Origin of the sequence: Streptomyces sp. NPDC048590, from assembly GCF_043199535.1 — a bacterium.
Classification (GTDB): domain Bacteria; phylum Actinomycetota; class Actinomycetes; order Streptomycetales; family Streptomycetaceae; genus Streptomyces.
Window position 1 is genome coordinate 371,895 of sequence record NZ_JBICWC010000006.1, and the last position, 20,630, is coordinate 392,524.

At 69.5% G+C, this 20,630-nt stretch carries 19 protein-coding genes, 1 tRNA gene and 1 pseudogene; 10 read left to right on the forward strand and 11 right to left on the reverse strand.

The features are described 5' to 3' along the window. Positions 1-60: 60 nt before the first annotated feature. Positions 61-425: pseudogene (locus ACGFNN_RS20135) on the forward strand (hypothetical protein); the annotation flags it as partial. A gap of 85 nt (positions 426-510) precedes the next feature. Here the strand turns inward: ACGFNN_RS20135 and ACGFNN_RS20140 are convergent. Together ACGFNN_RS20140 and ACGFNN_RS20145 are read right to left on the reverse strand one after the other, a co-directional pair. Then, positions 511-584 (reverse strand) — tRNA-Pro (locus ACGFNN_RS20140). Positions 585-675: 91 nt separating this feature from the next. Next, a complete protein-coding gene (locus ACGFNN_RS20145) occupies positions 676-1,614 on the reverse strand; it encodes a metallophosphoesterase (RefSeq protein WP_393557533.1) in 939 nt (312 codons plus the stop codon). Between the two features lie 79 nt (positions 1,615-1,693). On the opposite strand from ACGFNN_RS20145, the gene ACGFNN_RS20150 reads away from it, so the two are divergent. After that, the gene (locus ACGFNN_RS20150; RefSeq protein WP_362546209.1) at positions 1,694-2,158 is read left to right on the forward strand and encodes a GatB/YqeY domain-containing protein; all 465 of its coding nucleotides are present in this window, start codon (positions 1,694-1,696) and stop codon (positions 2,156-2,158) included. A 276-nt stretch (positions 2,159-2,434) separates the two neighbouring features. Here the strand turns inward: ACGFNN_RS20150 and ACGFNN_RS20155 are convergent, their stop codons facing one another. Further along, positions 2,435-4,663, reverse strand: coding sequence for a transglycosylase domain-containing protein (locus ACGFNN_RS20155; RefSeq protein WP_393557535.1), 2,229 nt, complete (start codon positions 4,661-4,663; stop codon positions 2,435-2,437). Positions 4,664-5,061: 398 nt separating this feature from the next. Between ACGFNN_RS20155 and ACGFNN_RS20160 the strand changes: the two genes are divergently transcribed. Then, positions 5,062-5,424: a WhiB family transcriptional regulator gene (locus ACGFNN_RS20160; RefSeq protein WP_362546215.1), complete on the forward strand. Its 363-nt coding sequence runs from the start codon at positions 5,062-5,064 to the stop codon at positions 5,422-5,424. 56 nt (positions 5,425-5,480) lie between these two features. Here the strand turns inward: ACGFNN_RS20160 and ACGFNN_RS20165 are convergent, their stop codons facing one another. Both ACGFNN_RS20165 and ACGFNN_RS20170 read right to left on the reverse strand, forming a co-directional pair. After that, entirely contained in the window at positions 5,481-6,953 is a 1,473-nt protein-coding gene (locus tag ACGFNN_RS20165) for an ArsA family ATPase (RefSeq protein WP_393557537.1), read from the reverse strand. Next, a complete protein-coding gene (locus ACGFNN_RS20170; RefSeq protein WP_393557539.1) occupies positions 6,950-7,981 on the reverse strand; it encodes an ArsA family ATPase in 1,032 nt (343 codons plus the stop codon). The genes ACGFNN_RS20165 and ACGFNN_RS20170 overlap by 4 nt, the downstream gene beginning before the upstream one ends. Before the next feature lie 72 nt (positions 7,982-8,053). Here ACGFNN_RS20170 and ACGFNN_RS20175 point away from each other — a divergent pair, with 72 nt between their 5' ends. From ACGFNN_RS20175 to ACGFNN_RS20190, 4 genes are all read left to right on the forward strand, one after another. Further along, positions 8,054-8,212, forward strand: coding sequence for a DUF4177 domain-containing protein (locus ACGFNN_RS20175; protein ID WP_019992579.1), 159 nt, complete (start codon positions 8,054-8,056; stop codon positions 8,210-8,212). Then, the gene (locus ACGFNN_RS20180) at positions 8,212-8,682 is read left to right on the forward strand and encodes a RidA family protein (protein WP_393557541.1); all 471 of its coding nucleotides are present in this window, start codon (positions 8,212-8,214) and stop codon (positions 8,680-8,682) included. Before ACGFNN_RS20175 ends, ACGFNN_RS20180 begins: the two co-directional genes overlap by 1 nt. A gap of 191 nt (positions 8,683-8,873) precedes the next feature. Next, positions 8,874-9,818, forward strand: coding sequence for an NUDIX hydrolase (locus ACGFNN_RS20185; protein ID WP_393557543.1), 945 nt, complete (start codon positions 8,874-8,876; stop codon positions 9,816-9,818). After that, positions 9,818-10,648, forward strand: a complete 831-nt coding sequence (locus tag ACGFNN_RS20190; RefSeq protein ID WP_393557545.1) for an MBL fold metallo-hydrolase — start codon at positions 9,818-9,820, stop codon at positions 10,646-10,648. Before ACGFNN_RS20185 ends, ACGFNN_RS20190 begins: the two co-directional genes overlap by 1 nt. Before the next feature lie 137 nt (positions 10,649-10,785). Here the strand turns inward: ACGFNN_RS20190 and ACGFNN_RS20195 are convergent, their stop codons facing one another. Beyond that, positions 10,786-11,460: a Crp/Fnr family transcriptional regulator gene (locus ACGFNN_RS20195; protein WP_031090867.1), complete on the reverse strand. Its 675-nt coding sequence runs from the start codon at positions 11,458-11,460 to the stop codon at positions 10,786-10,788. 229 nt (positions 11,461-11,689) lie between these two features. Here ACGFNN_RS20195 and nth point away from each other — a divergent pair, with 229 nt between their 5' ends. The 3 genes from nth (at position 11,690) to ACGFNN_RS20210 (ending at position 14,778) form a co-directional block, all read left to right on the forward strand. Beyond that, the gene (nth, locus tag ACGFNN_RS20200; protein WP_393557547.1) at positions 11,690-12,628 is read left to right on the forward strand and encodes an endonuclease III; all 939 of its coding nucleotides are present in this window, start codon (positions 11,690-11,692) and stop codon (positions 12,626-12,628) included. A gap of 115 nt (positions 12,629-12,743) precedes the next feature. Beyond that, positions 12,744-13,481, forward strand: coding sequence for an NUDIX hydrolase (locus tag ACGFNN_RS20205; protein ID WP_393557549.1), 738 nt, complete (start codon positions 12,744-12,746; stop codon positions 13,479-13,481). 91 nt (positions 13,482-13,572) lie between these two features. After that, the gene (locus tag ACGFNN_RS20210) at positions 13,573-14,778 is read left to right on the forward strand and encodes a MarP family serine protease (RefSeq protein ID WP_393557551.1); all 1,206 of its coding nucleotides are present in this window, start codon (positions 13,573-13,575) and stop codon (positions 14,776-14,778) included. A gap of 172 nt (positions 14,779-14,950) precedes the next feature. Here ACGFNN_RS20210 and ACGFNN_RS20215 read toward each other — a convergent pair whose 3' ends face one another. The 5 genes from ACGFNN_RS20215 to acs all read right to left on the reverse strand — a co-directional run bounded on the left by ACGFNN_RS20215 (position 14,951) and on the right by acs (position 20,592). Then, on the reverse strand, positions 14,951-15,154 hold the full coding sequence (locus ACGFNN_RS20215) for a hypothetical protein (RefSeq protein WP_362546243.1): 204 nt from the start codon (positions 15,152-15,154) through the stop codon (positions 14,951-14,953). Positions 15,155-15,259: 105 nt separating this feature from the next. Then, positions 15,260-16,237 carry an alpha/beta fold hydrolase gene (locus ACGFNN_RS20220; protein ID WP_393557553.1) on the reverse strand — a complete coding sequence of 326 codons (978 nt, stop codon included), beginning with the start codon at positions 16,235-16,237 and terminating at the stop codon, positions 15,260-15,262. Further along, positions 16,234-16,764 carry a phage holin family protein gene (locus tag ACGFNN_RS20225; protein WP_393557555.1) on the reverse strand — a complete coding sequence of 177 codons (531 nt, stop codon included), beginning with the start codon at positions 16,762-16,764 and terminating at the stop codon, positions 16,234-16,236. The genes ACGFNN_RS20220 and ACGFNN_RS20225 overlap by 4 nt, the downstream gene beginning before the upstream one ends. Before the next feature lie 39 nt (positions 16,765-16,803). After that, positions 16,804-18,207 carry a Na+/H+ antiporter NhaA gene (gene nhaA, locus ACGFNN_RS20230; RefSeq protein WP_393557556.1) on the reverse strand — a complete coding sequence of 468 codons (1,404 nt, stop codon included), beginning with the start codon at positions 18,205-18,207 and terminating at the stop codon, positions 16,804-16,806. Positions 18,208-18,624: 417 nt separating this feature from the next. Then, positions 18,625-20,592: an acetate--CoA ligase gene (gene acs / locus ACGFNN_RS20235; RefSeq protein WP_393557558.1), complete on the reverse strand. Its 1,968-nt coding sequence runs from the start codon at positions 20,590-20,592 to the stop codon at positions 18,625-18,627. Between the last annotated feature and the right edge of the window lie 38 nt (positions 20,593-20,630).

Sequence of the window (20,630 nt, forward strand, 5' to 3'; positions counted from 1 at the left end):
TCGATGGCCAGGAGGTAACCTGCCAGCGCCGACCGCGCTCCCGCGCCGTGCGTGGGTTTGATGTGCACGTACATCGTCGTCGCCCTGCTGACCGGCGCCCGTACCGAGGAGCTGCGGGCGCTCACCTGGGACCACGTCTTCCTGAAGGGCGTACCGGACACCGACCCGCCAGGGCCTCCGCGCATCGCGGTGTGGCGTTGGGTATCGACGGGATCGACGCCGACGAGTGGACGCTCCGGGAGCTGCGGCACAGCCTCGTGTACCTGCTCTCCGACAGGGCCGTCCCGCTGGAGATGATCTCCCGCTTTCTCGGTCGTTGGACGGCAGTGAACGAGGAGATCTACCGGAAGTAGATCCGGCCCGTGATCCAGACCGGTGCCGTGACCATGGGCGGGATCTTCGGCGGCGATCCGCTGCGGCCGTAGACACGCGAGAAGCGGTGGTCACGCAGACAGAAACAGGTGAGGCACCTACCAAAAGTGGTAGGTGCCTCACCTGGTGTTTCAGCTGTCGGGGTGGCGGGATTTGAACCCACGACCTCTTCGTCCCGAACGAAGCGCGCTGCCAAGCTGCGCTACACCCCGATGTCCACCGGTTGTCCCGGCGACATCGACAACCTTAGCCCACCCGCGCCCGGAGGCGAAATCCGGTATTGGGGGGGCAGGGCCCCGGCCCTCAGTCCCGGGGCGTCAGGGTCAGCAGGGTCGCCTCCGGCGGGCAGGCGAAGCGGACCGGGGTGTACCGGTTCGTTCCGCAGCCGGCGGAGACGTGGAGGTAGGAGCGCCGCTCACCGACCGTGTGGCCCGAGAGGCCCTTCACCCGGTCCGTGTCCAGGTCGCAGTTGGTGACCAGAGCGCCGTAGAAGGGGATGCAGAGCTGTCCGCCGTGCGTGTGGCCCGCGAGGATCAGGGGGTAGCCGTCCGCGGTGAAGGCGTCCAGCGAGCGCAGATAGGGGGCGTGGACGACGCCGATCGAGAGGTCCGCCCCGGTCTCGGGTCCGCCGGCGACCTCGGCGTAGCGGTCCCGCCTGATGTGCGGGTCGTCCAGGCCGGTGAAGGCGATCTCGAGGCCGTCGGCCTTGATCCGTCCCCGGGTGTTCGAGAGGTTCAGCCAGCCGGCCTCGTCGAAGGCGTCCCGCATGGGCTCCCACGGGTTGTGGACGACGCCGACGGCTGGAGCGTTGCCGTTCAGGCCGTGCTTGCCCTGCGCCTTCTCCATGAGATAGCGCACCGGGTTGCGCAGCTTGGGCCCGTAGTAGTCGTTGGAGCCGAAGACGTAGACCCCGGGGAACTCCATCAGCGGGCCGAGCGCGTCGAGCAGCTCGGGCACACCCTCCGGGTCGGAGAGGTTGTCGCCCGTGTTCACCACGAAGTCCGGGCGAAGGCCGGCCAGTGACTGCAGCCAGGCGCGCTTCTTGCGCTGGCCGCTGACCATGTGGATGTCGGACACCTGGAGTACGCGCAACGGGCGTGCGCCGGGCGGGAGTACGGGAATGGCGATCCGGCGGAGGCGGAACGAACGTGCCTCGAATCCGGCCGCGTACGCGAGGCCGGCGGCACCCACCGCTGCGCCGACTGCCGTGACTTTCAGGGGTACTCCGTAGCGTGCGCGCATGGTGCCATCGTCGCAGAAGCAGCGCGGCGGGACGAAAACGGGAGGGCGGTAGGTGCCCCGTACCTGTCACAATCGCCGCATGACCACGCTCAAGTCCAAGCTCCAGGAAGACCTCACCACGGCCATGAAGGCGCGTGACGAGCTCACCTCGTCCACCCTCCGGCTCACCCTCACCGCGATCACCAAGGAAGAGGTCAGCGGCAAGGCGTCGCGCGAGCTCTCCGACGACGAGGTGCAGAAGGTGATCGCCAAGGAGGCCAAGAAGCGCCGTGAGGCTGCCGAGGCCTTCGCGCAGGGCGGCCGGTCGGAGCAGGCCGAGCGGGAGAGGGCCGAGGGCGAGCTGCTCGACGCCTACCTGCCGAAGCAGCTCACGGACGAGGAACTGAACGCGATCGTGGCGCAGGCCGTGGAGGAGGCGAAGGCGGGTGGCGCCGAGGGGCCCCGAGCGATGGGCGCCGTCATGAAGATCGTCAATCCGAAGGTCGCGGGTCTCGCCGAGGGCGGCCGCGTCGCCGCCTCGGTGAAGAAGCTGCTCGCGGGCTGAGGCGGGAACGGCGCCGGCGGCCCGGCAGGACGGTGACGCTCTCTCCCCGCCGGAAACCCCTGCCGTGAACCTCGCGGGGCCGCTCGCGGCCGGTGGCCGCGCTGCCGGGTGGCATGCACGACCTCTCGGGCCTCAGGGCCATCGGGGAACGGCTCGCCATCAGGACAGCGTCCGCGCGGCAGGCCGACCGGGTGCCGGGCCCGTTCACCGACGACGGAGGGCGCCACCCCTGGCAGGGGTGGCGCCCTCCGTCGTCAGTCGTACGACCTGCGGCGGTCAGGGGCCGTTGCCGCCCCGCCCGCCGCCGTCGTTCCCGCCGATGATGCCGGGCGGCAGGGTGATGCCGCCGATGGGATCTGCCCCCGGCTTGTCGTTGCCGTCGCCCTTGTCCCGGTCGCGGCCCTTGTCCTTCGCCGGTTCCTTCACCTTCTCCTTGGCGCGCGGCACCACGACCGGGTTGAAGGAGGGGGTCTCGGAGGCGCTGAGCGCCCCGGTCATCGCGGTCTTCCAGATGGGACCGGGCAGGCAGCCACCGCAGACCTTGTCGTAGTACTGACCACCGATGGTGATGTCGTACATCGGCACCTTCTGGCCGCCGTCGGAGCCGACCCACACCGCGGTGGAGAGGTTCGGTGTGTAGCCGACGAACCAGGCGTCCACGCGCTGCTCGGTCGTACCGGTCTTACCCGCGTTGTCCCGGTCGGTGAGGCCTGCCAGCGTGCCGGTACCGTCCTCGACCACGCCCTTCAGCATCTGGTTGAGGGTGTCGGCCGTCTTCTCGCTCATCGCACGTGAGCAGGAGGACTTGGGGATCGGCAGCTTCTTGCCGTTGGCGTCCTTGATCGACTCGATGGCGACGGGCGTGCAGTACATGCCGCGGTTGGCGAACGTGGCGTACGAACCGGCCATGGCGAGCGGAGTGCTCTCCGTCGTGCCCAGCGTGATCGAGGGGTTCTCGGTGAGCGGCTTGCCGTTGCCGCGCTCGTATCCGACCTTGCCGGCCATCGTGAGCGTCTCGCAGAGCCCGGCCCTCTGCTCCAGCTTCGCGAAGTAGGTGTTGATGGACTTGCCGAGGGCGCTCGTCATGTCGAACGAGCCCTTCTCCGACTCCAGTTCGTTCTGCACGGACCATTCGCCACCGCCTGCGGGACCGCCGTCGCACGTCCGGTAGCTGTCCAGCGGCATGGACACCTTCCACGGAGTGTCGAAGGTCAGCGCCGGGCTGATGCCCTTCTCCAGAGCGGCCGCGGCGGTGATGGGCTTGAACGTGGAGCCGACCTGGAAGCCGTACGTGCTCCCGCCCATCTTGTTGCTGACGGCCAGGTTCAGGACCGTCTCGTGCTTCTTCAGGTCCAGGCCGTAGGGCCTGGACTGTGCCATCGAAAGGATCTTGCCGGTACCGGGCTCGACCTGCACCACCGACGCGGCGATCTTGTCCGTCTTGTCGACCCTGGAGGTCGCCGCGTCATCGGCCGCCTGCTGCGCCTGTGGCGAGAGGGTCGTCCGGATCGTCAGCCCGCCGAGGGCCCAGAGCTTGGCGCGCTCCTCGTCGGTCTTCCCGAAGACCGGGTCGCTCAGGATCGTCTTGCGCACGTAGTCGCAGAAGAAACCGGCTCCGCTGACGGCGGTGATGCAGCCGCTGTTCGGCTTGCTGACCTTCAGCGCGATCGGGCTCGCGATGGCCTTGTCCGCCTCGCGCCGCGAGATCGACCCGACGGAGGCCATCCGCTCCAGCACGGTGTTGCGGCGCTTGGTCGCTTCCTCCGCGTCGTTGATCGGGTCGTACCGGGTCGGCGACTGGACCAGGCCGGCCAGCATCGCCGCCTCCTCCAGCTTCAGGTCCTTGGCGTGCTTGGAGAAGTACCGCTGGGAGGCGGTCTCGATGCCGTAGGCCTGCTGCCCGAAGAACGTGATGTTGAGGTAGTTCTCCAGGATCTTCTTCTTGCCGAGCTCCTCCTCGACCTGGATGGCGTACTTCAGCTCCTTGACCTTGCGGCCCAGGGTCTGCTGAGTCGCCTCGGCCACCTTGTCCGGGTCGTCGCCCGCTTCCTCGACGAAGACGTTCTTCACGTACTGCTGGGTGAGCGTCGAGGCGCCCTGGGTACCGCCGCCGGCCTGGACGTTGCTGTTCAGCGCACGCAGGATGCCCTTGAGGTCGACGGCCCCGTGCTCGTAGAAGCGGGAGTCCTCGATCGCGATGATCGCGTCCTGCATGTACGGGGAGATGTCCTTGAGCGGGACCACGGTCCGGTCGCGCGAGTACGTGGTCGCGATGAGCCCGCCCTCGCTGTCGAGGATCCTGGTCCGCTGGCTCAGCGGCGGCGTCTTGAGGTTGGAAGGGATTTCGTCGAATCCCTCGACCGTCCCCTTCGCGGCGAGCCCGAGTGCGCCGGCGGCAGGCAGTGCGATGCCTGCGAGCACCGCTCCGGAGAGCGCGGCGACACCGAGGAACTTGGCGGCCTGCTGGGTCGTCGTCAGACCCCCGCCTGAGCGCTTCTTTGGCATGAGGGCAGCCTACGTTCTGATTCGCCGGACACGCGTACAGGCCTTGGCCTAAGCTGCTCTCAACTGTCACAGCAGTCTGTTGGTGCATCAACCCCTCTGCACCGCCCACTGCGGAATTCAGCCAACCACCGAGGCGCCCCCGAATTCGCCTCATCTGCCGCTGAATGTCCGTTCCGAATTGGGTATTCCGCCCCAATTTATTCGGGATGGTTACGCATGTCCTCGCATCACTCCCCTGGGTGATCTGGCGCGTACGCATAGTCCGTTCGGGCCATTCAAGATTGGGCCCGAAGGGGGTGTTGTGCTGTCGCCACCTTCCGTAACGTCCTCAACTGGCAGGGGTGAATATGCCTCTGCCGCCGTGGGGGAGCCTCGATTCGGGAGAGGACGGCGCCGGCATGGGCTGGGTAACCGACTGGAGTGCGCAGGCAGCCTGCCGCACTACCGATCCGGATGAATTGTTCGTACAAGGGGCAGCGCAGAACAGGGCCAAGGCGGTGTGCACCGGATGTCCGGTGCGGACCGAGTGCCTGGCCGACGCGCTGGACAACCGCGTCGAGTTCGGCGTGTGGGGCGGAATGACGGAGAGGGAACGCCGCGCACTGCTGAGGCGGCGGCCCACCGTGACGTCCTGGCGTCGGCTGCTGGAGACCGCGCGCAGCGAATACGAGCGCTCAACGGGCATGCTGCCCGCAGCGGTGGGCCTCGAGGACGAACTGCACGAGGACGACCTGCGCGAGACGTTCGCCGCCGTCGGGTGAGGTCCGCCGAGTGAGGTCCGCCGGGAGAACCGGCGGAGTCCCGCTCGTGCGTCGCTTCAGGCAGCCCCGGCCGGGCCGGACGCTGTCCCGGTGGCGAGCCGTTCCCCGATGGCCCTGAGGCCCGAGAGGTCGTGCACGTCACCCGGCAGTGCGGCCACCTCGGTCACGGGGACCTCGGGGTGGAGCGTGGTGAAGCGGTCACGTGTGTCCTGCTCGCGCGCGACGACCTGCATCCGTTCGGCGTGCAGACGCAGCAGGCCGGCGGTCAACTGCTCGACGGACAGCTCGGTGGATTCTGCCTCCGTGTCATGGGTGTCGTGCCCTGCTGCTGCGGGCGGTTCGGCAGCGCCGTCCGAGGGCGGACGGGAGGACTTCCGGCCGCGCTGCTCGGCGTCGTGCGGCTTGCGGTCGCGCTGTGGCGGCTCCTGCTGTGGCGGCTCGTGCGGGTATGACGCGTCGTGCTCGCGGGAGAGGGGGGACTCCGGCGCTTCGGGAGAGGTGGCGGCCACCGGGTCCGCCGGGTCACCAAAGCCAGCCTTCCCGGCCGTCTGATCCACAATGCCGGGGCCTTCAAGATTTTCTGCGGCCTCCAGCGCTCGCTCCGCGGAGAGCCGGGAAGCGTCGCTGCCGTGAACCCGGTTGAGCACCAGCCCGGCGAGCGGCATGTCCTCGGCGGCCAGCCGCTCCACGAAGTACGCGGCTTCGCGCAGTGCGTCACGTTCGGGTGTCGCCACGACGAGGAAGGCCGTACCGGGAGCCTGGAGCAGCTTGTACGTCGCGTCGGCGCGGGTACGGAATCCGCCGAACATGGAGTCCATCGCCGTGACGAAGGTCTGTACGTCGCCCAGGAACTGCCCGCCGAGCAGCTTGCCCAGCGTGCCCGTCATCATCGACATCCCGACGTTGAGGAACTTCATCCCGGCCCGCCCGCCGATCTTCGCCGGGGCGATCAGGAGGCGGATGAACTTCCCGTCCAGGAAGGAGCCGAGACGCTTCGGTGCGTCGAGGAAGTCCAGCGCGGAACGCGACGGAGGGGTGTCGACGATGATCAGGTCCCATTCGTCGCGCGCCCTCAGCTGACCCAGCTTCTCCATCGCCATGTACTCCTGCGTGCCCGCGAAGCCGGCCGACAGGGACTGGTAGAAGGGGTTCTCGAGGATGGCGCGGGCCCGCTCGGCATCGGTGTGCGCCTCGACCGTCTCGTCGAACGTGCGCTTCATGTCGAGCATCATGGCGTGCAGCTCGCCCTCGCCCTCGATGCCGTCCACCCGGCGCGGGACGTTGTCCAGCCGGTCGATGCCCATGGACTGCGCGAGCCTGCGGGCGGGATCGATGGTGAGTACGACGACCTTGCGGCCACGTTCGGCCGCCCGTACGCCCAGCGCCGCCGCGGTCGTCGTCTTGCCGACGCCGCCGGAGCCGCAGCAGACGACGATCCGGATCCCCGGGTCGTCCAGGAGCAGGTCGGTCTCCAGCCCCGGCGCGCCGGCGGTCTCCGGATCCTGCGCGATACCGGTGCCCGGTGTCATGCCTCCACCCCTCTTCCGGAACCGCGCTTCCCGCCCCCGGGCCCCTGGCCCGCCGCGTCCGCGCCCTCGTCGCCGACACCCTGCTTGCGGAACTCCTCGGCCAGCTCGCGCAGCGCCGGCAGACCCACTCCCTCGCCCACCAGCGGGAGCTCGGCCATAGGCAGCCCGAGCCCGGTCAGCACCGCGCGCTGCTCCCGCTCGAGGCCGACGCGCTGGGCGTGTTCCGCGGCCTGCTCGACCAGCGGTCCGACCAGCCCGGCGGAGGCCTTCACGCCCGCGCCGGTCAGGGTCTTCGCGATCTCCTTGCGGCGGCCTCCCGACGCCGCACGCAGCGCGTCCTCGTCGAGCAGATGAGGGCGCACCATGTTCACCACGATCCGTCCCACGGGGAGTTCGGCGGCGCGCAGTTCGGCGATGCCGTCCGCGGTCTCCTGGACCGGCATCTCCTCGAGCAGGGTCACCAGATGGACCGCGGTCTCGGGGGACTTCAGGACCCGCATCACGGCCTGCGCCTGGTTGTGTATGGGGCCGATCCTTGCCAGTCCGGCCACCTCGTCGTTCACATTGAGGAAGCGCGTGACGCGGCCGGTGGGCGGAGCGTCCATGATCACGTGGTCGTAGACGAACCTGCCCTGCTTGTCCTTGCGGCGCACCGCCTCGCAGGCCTTGCCGGTCAGCAGGACGTCCCTGACACCCGGGGCGATGGTCGTGGCGAAGTCGATGGCCCCGAGCTTCTTCAGCGCCCTGCCGGCGCTGCCCAGCTTGTAGAACATCTGGAGGTAGTCCAGGAGTGCCCGCTCCGCGTCTATGGCCAGGGCGTGCACCTCACCGCCGCCCGGAGCCACGGCGATCCTGCGCTCCTCGTACGGGAGCGGTTCGGTGTCGAAGAGCTGGGCGATGCCCTGCCGGCCCTCGACCTCTACGAGAAGAGTGCGCCTGCCCTCGGTCGCGAGGGCGAGCGCGAGTGCGGCGGCGACCGTGGTCTTACCGGTCCCGCCCTTGCCGCTGACGACCTGGAACCTGCTCACGTCATCGAGCCTAACCAGTCGGCAGGCAGGCTACGCACGAGGTCGCGTGTGCCAGGCATTACAGTCGGGCCCATGACCAAGTGGGAATACGCGACCGTGCCCCTTCTCGTGCACGCGACCAAGCAGATTCTGGACACCTGGGGCGAGGACGGCTGGGAGCTTGTCCAGGTCGTTCCCGGCCCGAACAACCCCGAGCAGCTCGTGGCCTACCTGAAGAGGGAGAAGCCGTAGTGGCGGGCGAGGTCGAGGCGAAGCTCGCCGAACTCGGACTCACCCTCCCGGACGTCGTGCCGCCGCTGGCCTCCTACCAGCCCGCTGTGCGGTCCGGGGTGTACGTCTACACCTCCGGCCAGCTCCCGATGGTGGACGGCAAGCTCGCGGTGACCGGCAAGGTCGGTGCGGAGGTGACGGCGGACGAGGCCAAGGAACTGGCCAGGACCTGTGCGCTGAACGCCCTGGCGGCCGTGAAGTCGGTCGCCGGTGACCTGGACCGGATCGCGCGGGTCGTGAAGGTCGTGGGCTTCGTCGCCTCGGCCGCCGACTTCACCGGTCAGCCCGGCGTGATCAACGGTGCGAGCGAGCTGCTGGGCGCGGTCCTGGGCGACAAGGGCGTGCACGCCCGAAGCGCCGTGGGCGTCGCGGTGCTGCCGCTGGACGCGCCTGTGGAGGTCGAGGTACAGGTCGAGCTCGTCGACGCCTGAGCGCCTACGCCCGAGTCATTACGTCTCCCGTCCTGATCCCGTCCGGTTCCGACCGGGCGGGATCAGTTCGTCGGGGACCCGGCGTGCGACGCCTGCCGGAGCGGGACCGGAGGGGCCGTCCACGTGACCTGGCCGGACGCCGGAACCAGCAGCCCCTCGAACATCGGCGCGGTTCCGGATAGCCTCCGGCCATGTCCAACGGTCAGTGGTACCCACCGGAATGGCCCGACCGGATCCGGGCCCTCGCCAGCGGCGAGCTCACAGCCGTGACCCCCAGGCGGGCGGCCACCGTGATGCTGCTCCGGGACGTACCGGGGCCGGGCGCGGCATCTCCCGAGGTCCACATGCTCCGCAGAAGGACCTCCATGGCTTTTGCCGGGGGCGCGTACGCCTATCCGGGTGGTGGGGTCGATCCGCGTGACGACGACCAGCTCGTGCGGTGGGCGGGTCCCTCCCTGGAGACCTGGGCCGAGCGCCTGGGAGTCGCGACCACCGCGGAGGCGCAGGCGGTGGTCTGCGCCGCCGTCCGTGAGACGTACGAGGAGGCGGGCGTCCTGCTGGCCGGACCCACCGCCGAGAGCGTCGTGAGCGACACGACGGGCGCCGACTGGGAGGCCGACCGGGAGGCCCTGGTCGCCCATGAGCTGTCCTTCGCCGGTTTCCTCGACCGCCGCGGCCTGGTGCTTCGCTCCGATCTGCTGGCCGCGTGGGCACGCTGGATCACCCCTGCGTTCGAACCGCGGCGCTACGACACCTGGTTCTTCGTGGCCGCGCTCCCCGAAGGGCAGCACACCCTGAAGACCTCCGGCGAGGCGGACCGGACGGTGTGGATCCGGCCCTCCGAGGCCACCGACGGCTACGACAGGGGCGAACTGCTGATGATGCCGCCCACCGTGGCGACCCTGCGGGCTCTGACGCCTTGCAGGACGGTCGGCGAGGCGATGAAGGCGGCTGATTCCCAGGACCTCACCCCGGTGCTTGCAGAAGCCCGGATGGAGGGTGACGAGCTGGTGCTCAGCTGGCCCGGGCACGAGGAGTTCACGAAGCACGTCGGGACGGGGACCGGGAGTGGATCCGCCTCCACGACCGCGGTCGGCGCCCCCGGGCGGGACGACGCCACGGACGGAGGCTTCTGATGAGCGACGCGGCGGCACTGCCCGGACAGCCGCGTGGCGGTGTGCTCTCCGGTCCCGCCACCACGCGGACCGTCAACGTCCTGGCGCCCAATGCCTCGGCGATGACCTTGGACGGCACGAACACCTGGATCGTGGCGGAGCCCGATTCCGACCTGGCGGTCGTGATCGACCCGGGCCCTCTCGACGAGATACACCTGCGGGCGGTCCTCGACACGGTCGAGAGGTCGGGCAGGCGCGTCGGCCTCACCCTGCTCACCCACGGCCACCCGGACCACGCGGAAGGCGCCGCCAGGTTCGCCGAGCTCACGCGTACCAAGGTGCGTGCCCTGGACGTGGCGGTGCGGCTGGGCGACGAAGGGCTCACGGCCGGCGACGTGGTCACCACGGGCGGACTGGAGCTCCGGGTCGTCCCCACCCCGGGACACACGGCCGACTCGCTCTCCTTCCACCTGCCGGCCGACCGGGCGGTGCTGACGGGGGACACGATCCTCGGGCGTGGCACGACCGTCGTCGCGCACCCGGACGGCAGGCTCGGCGACTACCTGGACTCCCTGCGGCGGCTGCGCTCGCTGACGGTCGACGACGGCGTGCACACGGTCCTCCCGGGGCACGGACCGGTGCTCGAGGACGCACAGGGCGCGGTGGAGTTCTATCTGGCCCACCGGGCCAATCGCCTGGCCCAGGTCGAGACGGCCGTTGAGGCGGGCCACCTGACGCCCTCCGAGGTGGTGGCAGTGGTCTACGCCGCTGTGGACCGCTCCCTGTGGCCGGCGGCCGAGCTGTCGGTGCGGGCCCAGATGGAGTACCTGCGCGAGCACGGTCTCATCTGACCGGGCCGGATCGCAGGGGCGGCCGTATCCGCTAACGCCTGAGGCCCCACCGACCGGTGGGGCCTCAGGCGTTAGCGGTGTGCACATCCGGCCACGGCGGCCGCCCGCGAAGGCGTCGCCGTACGGCCGGGAGGGCCTCAGCGGGAGCGCTTGGCCAGCCGCTCGACGTCCAGCAGGATCACGGCGCGTGCCTCGAGCCGCAGCCAGCCTCGGCCGGCGAAGTCCGCGAGGGCCTTGTTGACCGTCTCGCGGGAGGCGCCGACCAGCTGGGCCAGCTCCTCCTGCGTCAGGTCGTGCACGACGTGGATGCCCTCCTCCGACTGCACACCGAAGCGGCGCGACAGGTCGAGGAGTGCGCGGGCGACACGGCCGGGCACGTCGGAGAAGACCAGGTCGGACATCTGGTCGTTGGTCTTGCGCAGTCGGCGGGCGACGGCGCGCAGCAGCGCGGTGGCCACCTCGGGGCGCGCGTTCAGCCAGGGCTGCAGGTCTCCGTGGCCGAGACCGAGGAGCTTGACCTCGGTCAGGGCGGACGCGGTCGCCGTACGCGGGCCCGGGTCGAAGAGCGACAGCTCACCGATCAGCTCGCCGGGGCCGAGGACGGCCAGCATGTTCTCCCGTCCGTCGGGAGAGGTGCGGTGGAGCTTCACCTTGCCCTCGGTGACCACGTACAGGCGGTCGCCCGGGTCGCCCTCGTGGAACAGCGCGTCGCCGCGCGCGAGGGTCACCTCACTCATCGAGGCGCGGAGCTCCGCGGCCTGCTCGTCATCGAGCGCCGCGAAAAGCGGGGCGCGCCGCAGAACGTCGTCCACGAGTTCTCTCCTTGTCGGCCTGTTCAGGGAAGCGTGGTTTCCATGATGCCGGACGGTAAAACAGTGCGATCGATCACAAACCAGTTTGACGCACGGGCGTGCCGGACCCTACGGCAGGGGGCCGATTGGGCGTGGGCAGGTGGCGGCAGGGGTGGATGTCGGTCCCTGGCTCTAGGCTGGGCGAGTGTCCGGATCGCCGGTGACAGCGCAGGCCGAGGGGGCTGATGGGGTGTCGGAGGACAAGAATTCCGCTGTGGGCGAACAGGGTGTACGCAGTGGTGCGAAAGCCGTGAAACGCTCCGCCGGCAAGGCGTCGGCCAAGCCGTCCGGCGACCGGGCGAAGGACTCCGCAGGGCCGGCGAAGAAGCGCTCCGGTACAGCCACCGGAGCGACGGCCACGAAGCCGGAGTCGCACCTGGCGATGGTCCGCCGCGCCCGCCGGATCAACCGCGAGCTGGCGGAGATCTATCCGTACGCCCATCCGGAGCTGGACTTCCGCAACTCCTTCGAGCTGCTGGTGGCCACGGTTCTCTCCGCCCAGACCACCGACCTGAGGGTCAACCAGACCACCCCCGCGCTCTTCGCCGCGTATCCGACGCCGGAGGACATGGCCGCCGCGGTACCCGAGAAGCTGGAGGAGATCATCCGGCCGACCGGTTTCTTCCGCGCCAAGGCGCGCTCCCTCATGGGCCTGTCGGCGGCGCTCAGGGACGACTTCGGCGGGGAGGTGCCGGGGCGGCTGGCGGATCTGGTGAAGCTGCCCGGTGTCGGGCGCAAGACGGCCAACGTCGTCCTCGGGAACGCGTTCGGCGTCCCGGGCATCACCGTGGACACCCATTTCGGCCGGCTGGTGCGCCGCTGGAAGTGGACCGAGCAGGAGGATCCGGAGAAGGTCGAGGCGGAGATCGCCGCGATCTTCCCCAAGAGCGAGTGGACGATGCTCTCGCACCGTGTCGTCTTCCACGGCCGCCGCATCTGCCATTCCCGCAAGCCCGCCTGCGGCGCCTGCCCGATCGCCGCACTCTGCCCCGCCTACGGGGAGGGCGAGACGGACCCGGTGAAGGCGAAGAAGCTGCTGAAGTACGAGATGGGCGGCCGGCCGGGCCAGCGGCTCAGTCCGCCCCCGGACTACCCGGGCAGCCCCGCCCCGCCGTTGGGAGCAGGGTGACCCGCACTCCCGCCAGGCCCGTGGACCACCCGCGGCCGGGCATGTGCGACGAATCGAGGCCGCCCCGGGCGGAACGAAACGGCCGGCCACAGGCGTTGCAACGACGGGGGTGCTCATGACGCACGCACGGAGCAGACGGGCCGCAGCCGAAGCGGCCACCACCGGGACGGCGGCCCGCCGCGACAGCGCGCTCGCCGTCTCCGCCGACGGCCTGCCCGCCTGGCTCGAGCCCGTCGCCCGGGCGGCGCGGACTGTCAAGGCCCGGCAGCTCAGCCGCTTCCTGCCCCCGGAGAGTGGCGCCGGACGCCAGTCGGCCGTACTCATCCTGTTCGGCGAGGGGGAGCGCGGCCCGGAACTCCTGCTGATGGAGCGGTCGGGCACACTGCGCGCCCACGCGGGTCAGCCGTCGTTCCCGGGGGGCTCTCTCGACCCGGAGGACGGCGACCACACGACAACCGGACCGCTGAGAGCCGCGCTGCGCGAAGCCGAGGAGGAGACCGGGCTCGACCCGAGCGGAGTCCAGCTCTTCGGGGTGCTCCCGCGGCTCTACATCCCCGTCAGCGGCTTCGTCGTCACCCCTGTCCTCGGCTGGTGGCACACACCCAGTCCGGTGGGCGCCGTCGATCCGGCCGAGACGGCCAGGGTCTTCACGGCTCCCGTGGCGGATCTCACGGACCCGGAGAATCGGGCCACCGCTGTTCATCCGAGCGGCCACCGAGGCCCCGCTTTTCTGGTCGAATCCGCGCTGGTCTGGGGATTCACCGCCGGTGTGATCGACAGGATTGTGCACTACGCCGGATGGGAACGCCCCTGGGACAGGACCAGACAGGTGCCGCTCGACTGGCGCGCATGACAGGCTGACTCCTCTGCTGCGCTGTTCCGGGCCTGGCCCGGACCCCGTCGTACCGGACGGGCCAGGTGACGAATCTGCGAGGCTATAGACGGTGAATGTGCTGGACATCCTGCTGCTCGTCGGCGCCGTGTGGTTCGCGGTCATCGGCTACCGCCAGGGCTTCGTCGTCGGCATCCTGTCCGTGATCGGCTTCCTGGGCGGCGGCCTCGTGGCCGTCTACCTGCTGCCGGTCGTCTGGGACCAGGTGACCGACGGCGCGGAGGTCTCCTCCACCGCGGCCATCGTCGCGGTCGTGATCGTGATCGTGTGCGCCTCCGTGGGACAGGCGTTCACCACCCACCTCGGCAACCGGCTCCGGCGTCACATCACCTGGTCACCGGCGCGAGCCCTGGACGCCACGGGCGGCTCCCTGGTCAACGTGGTGGCCATGCTCCTGGTGTCCTGGCTCATCGGCTCCGCGCTGGCGGGGACCTCGCTGCCCACGCTGGGCAAGGAGGTCCGAAGCTCCTCCGTCCTGCTCGGGGTGTCCAGGGTGATGCCCGATCAGGCCTCGACCTGGTTCACGGACTTCTCCTCCGTCCTGGCGCAGAACGGCTTCCCGCAGGTCTTCAGCCCCTTCGCCAACGAGCCCATCACCGAGGTCGATCCTCCCGACCCGGCCCTGGTCGGCAGCCCTGTCGCGGAACGCGCCAAGAAGTCGATCGTCAAGGTCGTCGGAATGGCACCGGGCTGCGGCAAGGTCCTCGAAGGCACGGGCTTCGTCTTCTCCGACCGTCGGGTGATGACCAACGCCCACGTGGTGGGAGGTGTCGACGAGCCGACCGTCCAGATCGGGGGAGAGGGCAGGCTGTACGACGCCAAGGTCGTGGTCTACGACTGGCAGCGGGACATCGCCGTGTTGGACGTCCCGGACCTGGACGCCCAGCCCCTGCGCTTCACCGGCACCGATGACGACGCGGGGAGCGGCGACAGCGCCATCGTCGCCGGCTTCCCGGAGAACGGCGCGTACGACGTACGCTCCGCGCGGATCCGGGGCCGGATCGACGCGAACGGCCCGGACATCTACCACCGGGGCACCGTACGCCGAGACGTGTACTCACTCTTCGCGACCGTGCGGCAGGGCAACTCCGGCGGCCCGCTGCTCACCCCTGACGGCAAGGTGTACGGCGTGGTGTTCGCCAAGTCCCTCGACGACCCGGACACGGGTTACGCGCTGACCGCAGACGAGATCCGTCAGGACATCGAGCTCGGCAGGTCCGCGGCCCAGGAGGTCGACAGCCAGGGCTGCGCGCTCTGACGGAGCCGCCCTGACCGCCCGCTTCCGGAACGGCGGTCAGGCGTGGGCCGACCGGCACATCGCGGACCGCCTGACGGAGGCCCCGCTCACGTCGTACGGATGCCACGGACAGGCCCCGGACCCGCCGGCCCGGGGCCTGAACCCGACGCTGTGTCGTTGTGTCTCTCCTACGTCATCCACGAGGATGGCGCAGCCGCGCCGACACCCAGCGGGCCCGGCGGTGGAGAATGCGCGGAATGCCGAGCCTGAGCTCGTGGAAATCGTTCACCTCATGCACCCGGCTCAGTGAGCCGTCCCCCTCAGGAGTGCTCGGACCAGCAAGAGCGGTCGAGCGGCGGTTGCGTGCTACGTCATTGAAGTCGCGCGTCCAGCCCATACCCCGACGTCTGCCCGTGACCCAAGGTCGGTAATCGCGCGCGAGTCGGCCAATTGGCTTATGCGGCAGGCAATTGGCTGTTCGTCGGACAGGTGTGCGCAGCGGCTACCTGTCGGGCTCGGGATCCTTGAGCCAGTTGATGAGTTCGGTCGAGAACCCGGCCGGATCCTCCTCGTGGGGGAAGTGCCCCAGACCGTCGAAAAGTCGCCATCGGTAAGGCGCCTCGACGTACCTGCCGGAACCAGCCGCGCTGCGCGTGCGGATCGCCGGGTCGAGGGAGCCGTGGAGGTGCAGAGTCGGTACGCGCACGGGGCGCTTCATCCGCCGGTTGAACTGCACGCCGTCCGGGCGGGCAAGAGAACGCACCATCCACCGGTACGGCTCGATCGAGCAGTGCGCCGTCGACGGGATGCACATCGCGCGCCGGTAGACGTCCAGAGTGCTGTCGTCGGGGAACTCCGGCGTACGCGGGCCGGACCAGTCGCGGATCAGCCGAGCCACCATCGCCGCGTCCTCCGCGACCAGCTGACGCTCCGGTACCCAGGGCCGCTGGAAGCCCCAGATGTGCGAACCGGCCCTGGACTGCGCGAAGTCCGCGACCATCGAGGACCGCCAGCGGCGCGGATGCGGCATCGAGGAGACCACGAGGCGCCGCACCAGCTTCGGCCGCATCACCGCGGCCGTCCAGGCGAGATAGCCACCCATGTCATGCCCCACGAGGGCCGCGTCCGGCTCGCCGAGCGAGCGGATCACCCCGGTGACGTCCAGCGCCAGGTTCGCGGGATCGTAGCCCCGGGGCGTACGGTCGCTGCCGCCGACTCCACGCAGGTCCATCGCCACCGCGCGGTACCCGGCGTCGGCCAGGGCCGTCATCTGGTGACGCCAGGTCCACCAGAACTGCGGGAACCCGTGCAGCAGCAGCACCAGGGGCCCGTCACCGAGCTCGGCGATGTGGAAGCGCGCACCGTTGGCCGCGACGTCGCGGTGGGTCCAGGGGCCGTCGAGGCGGACGGGGCCGCCCGACGCCGCAGACGGTGCCAGCGGCCCCACCGGGCCGTACGCGCTGAAGTCGGGATCGGTCATGCGGACGAGCGTGTCACAGGGAGCGCCTTGTCCGTGACCGGACGGTTCTCGATGGCCTTGTCCGCGAGGGTGCTGCCCTGCGCCTGTTCGATGGCACGAGCGGTGGCGACGGGGCGTGGGTGCGGCTTCACGCCCTGGAGCACGGCCGCGGTCTGCTTGGCCGACGCGATGGACTTCTCCGGCGGCTTGACCTTCTTGAACTTGGCGTACCCGAACAGGGCGAGCAGGAGGCCCAGCAGGATGTACGCGCCCCCGACGATCAGGAACGACCAGGCGAGTCCGAGGCCGAGGTTGTGGATCCCGTAGGCCGCGGCGAAACTCAGCATCGGGATCGCGAAGATCAGCAGCCCGGCTGTGACGACGAACGCCAAGCTGCCGATCACGCCGCGCTTGACGTCCTGACGCACCTCCGCCTTCGCCAAGGCGATCTCGTCGTGAACCAGCGCGGACATCTCGGCCGTTGCCGAGGCGAACAGCTGCCCGAGGCTACGGTCGGTGCTGCCCGGGTAGTTGCCGGGGTCGCTCATCCCTGACTCCCTCTCGTCTTCCGTACATCCGATGTCAGATCATGCCGGACTGTCCGGCTTGTTGCTCGCTGCCCCCGCCTCTTCGGCAAGGCGCCGGTGCTCGGCGGCCTTCCTCTCATGGATCACTGCCATGCGCCGGTGGTACTCGGGGTCGTCCTGCTCGTAGATGTCGGGTATCCCCGATTCGTCCTCGTCGAGTTCCTCGGCGTCGTACAGCGTCCTGTATCTGCGTACCCGCAGCCTGAGCAGTACACCGGCGAACAGGGCGGCAATCAGTGAACCTATGAGAACCGCGGCCTTGATCTCGTTGATCATGGTGTCGTCGCCGTCGAACGCGAGCTCCCCGATGAGCAGGGAGACGGTGAAGCCGATTCCCGCCAGCGTGGCCACGGCGAAGACGTCCGCCCAGGCCAGGTCCTTGTTCAGCTGGGCCTTGGTGAAGCGGGTGACGACCCAGGTGCCGCCGAAGATACCGATCGTCTTGCCGACGACCAGACCCAGTACCACGCCGAGTGTCTCGGGCCGGGTGAAGACGCCTGCCAGGGCATCGCCCTTCAGGGTGACTCCGGCGGAGAAGAGGGCGAAGAGCGGAACTGCCACGCCGGCCGACAGGGGACGTACCAGGTGTTCGATGTGCTCACCTGGCGAGTGTTCCTCGCCCTCGTGCCGGGTGCAGCGCAGCATGAGTCCCATGGCCACACCGGCGATCGTCGCGTGGACACCGCTGTTGTACATCAGGCCCCAGATCACCAGGGCGAGCGGAACGTAGATGTACCAGCCCCGCACTCCTGCGCGCAGCAACACGTAGAAGAGCACGAGCCCGACCACTGCGCCGCCGAGCGCCAGGAAGCTGATGCCCTCGGTGAAGAAGATCGCGATGATGAGGATGGCGAAGAGGTCGTCGACGACGGCGAGGGTCAGAAGAAAGGCGCGGAGCGCCGCCGGCAGGGACGTGCCGATGACCGCGAGGACCGCGAGAGCGAAGGCGATGTCGGTGGCGGTGGGGACCGCCCAGCCTGACAGGGAACCCCCGCCGATCACCGTGGTCAGGGTGTAGACGACCGCGGGTACGGCCATGCCGCAGAGCGCCGCGGCGACGGGCAGGGCAGCCGCGCGGGGATCCCGGAGCTCACCGGCGACCAGTTCGCGCTTGAGTTCCACGCCTGCGACGAAGAAGAAGACGGCGAGCAGGCCGTCGGCGGCCCAGTGGGCGACCGAGAGGTCCAGCCCGAGGGCCGCGGGGCCGAAGTGGAAGTGGCTGACGGAGTGATAACTGGCGCCGGCCGTGTTGGCCCAGATCAGCGCCGCGACCGCAGCGACGAGCAGGATGACGCCGCCGACCGTCTCGGTGCGCAGCGCCTCCGCGACGTAGTTGCGCTCGGGCAGTGGCAGCCTGTCGAACAGGGTGCTGCGGCGCTCGGACGAGGGTGTGGGCGGGGCCACTGGGCGAACCTCCGGGGTCGGGTTGATGCGGTGGTGGCATGACGGACTCACATGCCGACCAGACTTCCCGGCGCCCCTGTGGAGTTTTCTCTGCGGTTGTGGTTCTTCGCCCGGACCGACGAAGCGGTCCGAGCGCCATGCCGAGGCACTCGTACAGACGTGCCCGTTGGCTGAAAGTTCACTCTACCTGGGGCATCGAAAACGTATCCGGAGACGAGAGCCGCCGCCCGGTGAGGGCGAGCTCCGGAGGCGGGATCCGGTCCCGGTCAGGTGATCATCTGGCGGGCCCTCCGCGCCCGGACAGCCGACAGGGGCACCCGGATCTCTTCCGGATGCCCCTGTCGGCTGTCTCAAGGGGGTCACCGGCAAGGTGTCGCCCTCAGACGCCCTCGCCCTCGGCGCCCTTCTCTGCCGTCCTCAGTCCTCCGAGGAGGCGGAGGGCAGCTGGGTCTGGATGAGGGACATGACCGAGGAGTCCGTCAGCGTGGTGACATCACCCAGCTCGCGGTTCTCGGCGACATCGCGCAGCAGGCGCCGCATGATCTTGCCGGACCGGGTCTTCGGCAGCTCTGCCACCGGCAGGACCCTCTTGGGCTTCGCGATCGGGCCCAGTGTGGCGCCGACATGATTGCGGAGCTCGGCGACCAGGTCGTCGGACGCGGTTGCCGTGCCACGGAGGATCACGAACGCGACGATGGCCTGACCGGTCGTCTCGTCGTTGGCACCGACCACGGCGGCCTCGGCGACCGACGGGTGCGACACCAGGGCGGACTCGACCTCCGTGGTCGAGATGTTGTGGCCGGACACGAGCATGACGTCGTCCACCCGGCCCAGCAGCCAGATGTCGCCGTCCTCGTCCTTCTTGGCGCCGTCGCCGGCGAAGTACTTGCCTTCGAACCGTGACCAGTAGGTGTCGATGAAACGCTGGTCGTCGCCCCAGATGGTGCGCAGCATCGACGGCCACGGCTCGGTGAGGACGAGGTAGCCCCCTCCGCCGTTCGGTACCTCGTTGGCCTCGTCGTCCACGACGGTGGCGGAGATGCCGGGCAGGGCGCGCTGCGCGGATCCGGGCTTGGTCGCCGTGACCCCCGGAAGGGGCGAGATCATCATCGCCCCCGTCTCGGTCTGCCACCAGGTGTCCACGATCGGGCAGGAGTCCGCGCCGATGTGCTTGCGGTACCAGATCCAGGCCTCGGGGTTGATCGGCTCACCGACCGAACCGAGAACACGCAGCGAGGACAGGTCGAACTTCGCGGGGATGTCCTCGCCCCACTTCATGAACGTACGGATCGCGGTGGGCGCGGTGTAGAGGATCGTGACGCCGTACTTCTGGACGATCTCCCAGAAGCGGCCCTGGTGAGGTGTGTCGGGGGTGCCCTCGTACATGACCTGGGTCGCACCGTTGGCCAGCGGACCGTAGACGATGTACGAGTGCCCGGTCACCCAGCCGATGTCCGCGGTGCACCAGTACACATCGGTCTCGGGCTTGAGGTCGAAGACGGCGTGGTGGGTGTACGACGCCTGGGTCAGGTAGCCCCCGGACGTGTGCAGGATGCCCTTCGGCTTACCGGTGGTGCCCGAGGTGTAGAGGATGAAGAGCGGCTGCTCCGCCTCGAAGGCCTCCGGCGTGTGGTCGGCCGACTGCCTGGCGGTGATCTCGTGCCACCAGACGTCCGTGCCCTCGTTCCACGCGGTGTCCTGACCGGTGCGCCTGACCACGAGTACGTGCTCGACGGTGTCGATGCGTGAGACGGCGTCGTCCACGGCCGGCTTGAGCGCTGAAGGCTTGCCCCGCCGGTAGCCACCGTCCGCCGTGATCACGACCTTGGCGTCGGCGTCCTGGATCCGGGCGGCGATCGCGTCCGCGGAGAAGCCCCCGAAGACCACCGAGTGCGCGGCGCCGATGCGGGCACAGGCCAGCATCGCGACGGCGGCTTCCGGAATCATCGGCAGGTAGACGGCGACCCGGTCCCCCTTGCCGACCCCGAGCTCGGTGAGCGCGTTGGCCGCACGGGAGACCTCGTCCTTGAGCTCCGCATAGGTGATCGCGCGACTGTCGCCGGGTTCGCCTTCGAAGTGGATCGCGACCCGGTCGCCGTTACCCGCCTCGACGTGGCGGTCCACGCAGTTGTACGCGACGTTGAGCTTGCCGTCCGCGAACCACTTCGCGAAGGGCGGGTTGCTCCAGTCGAGCGTTTCGGTCGGCTCCTCGGCCCAGGTCAGGCGACGGGCCTGCTCGGCCCAGAAGCCCAGCCTGTCCGCCTCGGCCTGCTCGTACGCCTGTGCTGTCACGTTGGCGTTCGCGGCCAGATCGGCAGGCGGTGCGAACCGCCGCTCCTCCTTGAGCAGATTGGCCAGGCTTTCGTTGCTCACGACATCTCCCATTCCCAGGGTGTCCGTTGTGTCCCGGAGGACAGCTCATC

What these genes read in the sequence shown, in the direction of transcription:
- ACGFNN_RS20215 (WP_362546243.1), bottom strand. Translation starts at nt 15,154, where the DNA reads ATGGGCTGGACGCGCGACTTCAATGACGTAGCACGCAACCGCCGCTCG.
- acs (WP_393557558.1), bottom strand. Translation starts at nt 20,592, where the DNA reads ATGGGAGATGTCGTGAGCAACGAAAGCCTGGCCAATCTGCTCAAGGAG.
- ACGFNN_RS20220 (WP_393557553.1), bottom strand. Translation starts at nt 16,237, where the DNA reads ATGACCGATCCCGACTTCAGCGCGTACGGCCCGGTGGGGCCGCTGGCA.
- ACGFNN_RS20185 (WP_393557543.1), top strand. Translation starts at nt 8,874, where the DNA reads ATGTCCAACGGTCAGTGGTACCCACCGGAATGGCCCGACCGGATCCGG.
- ACGFNN_RS20225 (WP_393557555.1), bottom strand. Translation starts at nt 16,764, where the DNA reads ATGAGCGACCCCGGCAACTACCCGGGCAGCACCGACCGTAGCCTCGGG.
- ACGFNN_RS20145 (WP_393557533.1), bottom strand. Translation starts at nt 1,614, where the DNA reads ATGCGCGCACGCTACGGAGTACCCCTGAAAGTCACGGCAGTCGGCGCA.
- ACGFNN_RS20160 (WP_362546215.1), top strand. Translation starts at nt 5,062, where the DNA reads ATGGGCTGGGTAACCGACTGGAGTGCGCAGGCAGCCTGCCGCACTACC.
- ACGFNN_RS20190 (WP_393557545.1), top strand. Translation starts at nt 9,818, where the DNA reads ATGAGCGACGCGGCGGCACTGCCCGGACAGCCGCGTGGCGGTGTGCTC.
- ACGFNN_RS20205 (WP_393557549.1), top strand. Translation starts at nt 12,744, where the DNA reads ATGACGCACGCACGGAGCAGACGGGCCGCAGCCGAAGCGGCCACCACC.
- ACGFNN_RS20165 (WP_393557537.1), bottom strand. Translation starts at nt 6,953, where the DNA reads ATGACACCGGGCACCGGTATCGCGCAGGATCCGGAGACCGCCGGCGCG.
- ACGFNN_RS20155 (WP_393557535.1), bottom strand. Translation starts at nt 4,663, where the DNA reads ATGCCAAAGAAGCGCTCAGGCGGGGGTCTGACGACGACCCAGCAGGCC.
- ACGFNN_RS20175 (WP_019992579.1), top strand. Translation starts at nt 8,054, where the DNA reads ATGACCAAGTGGGAATACGCGACCGTGCCCCTTCTCGTGCACGCGACC.
- ACGFNN_RS20150 (WP_362546209.1), top strand. Translation starts at nt 1,694, where the DNA reads ATGACCACGCTCAAGTCCAAGCTCCAGGAAGACCTCACCACGGCCATG.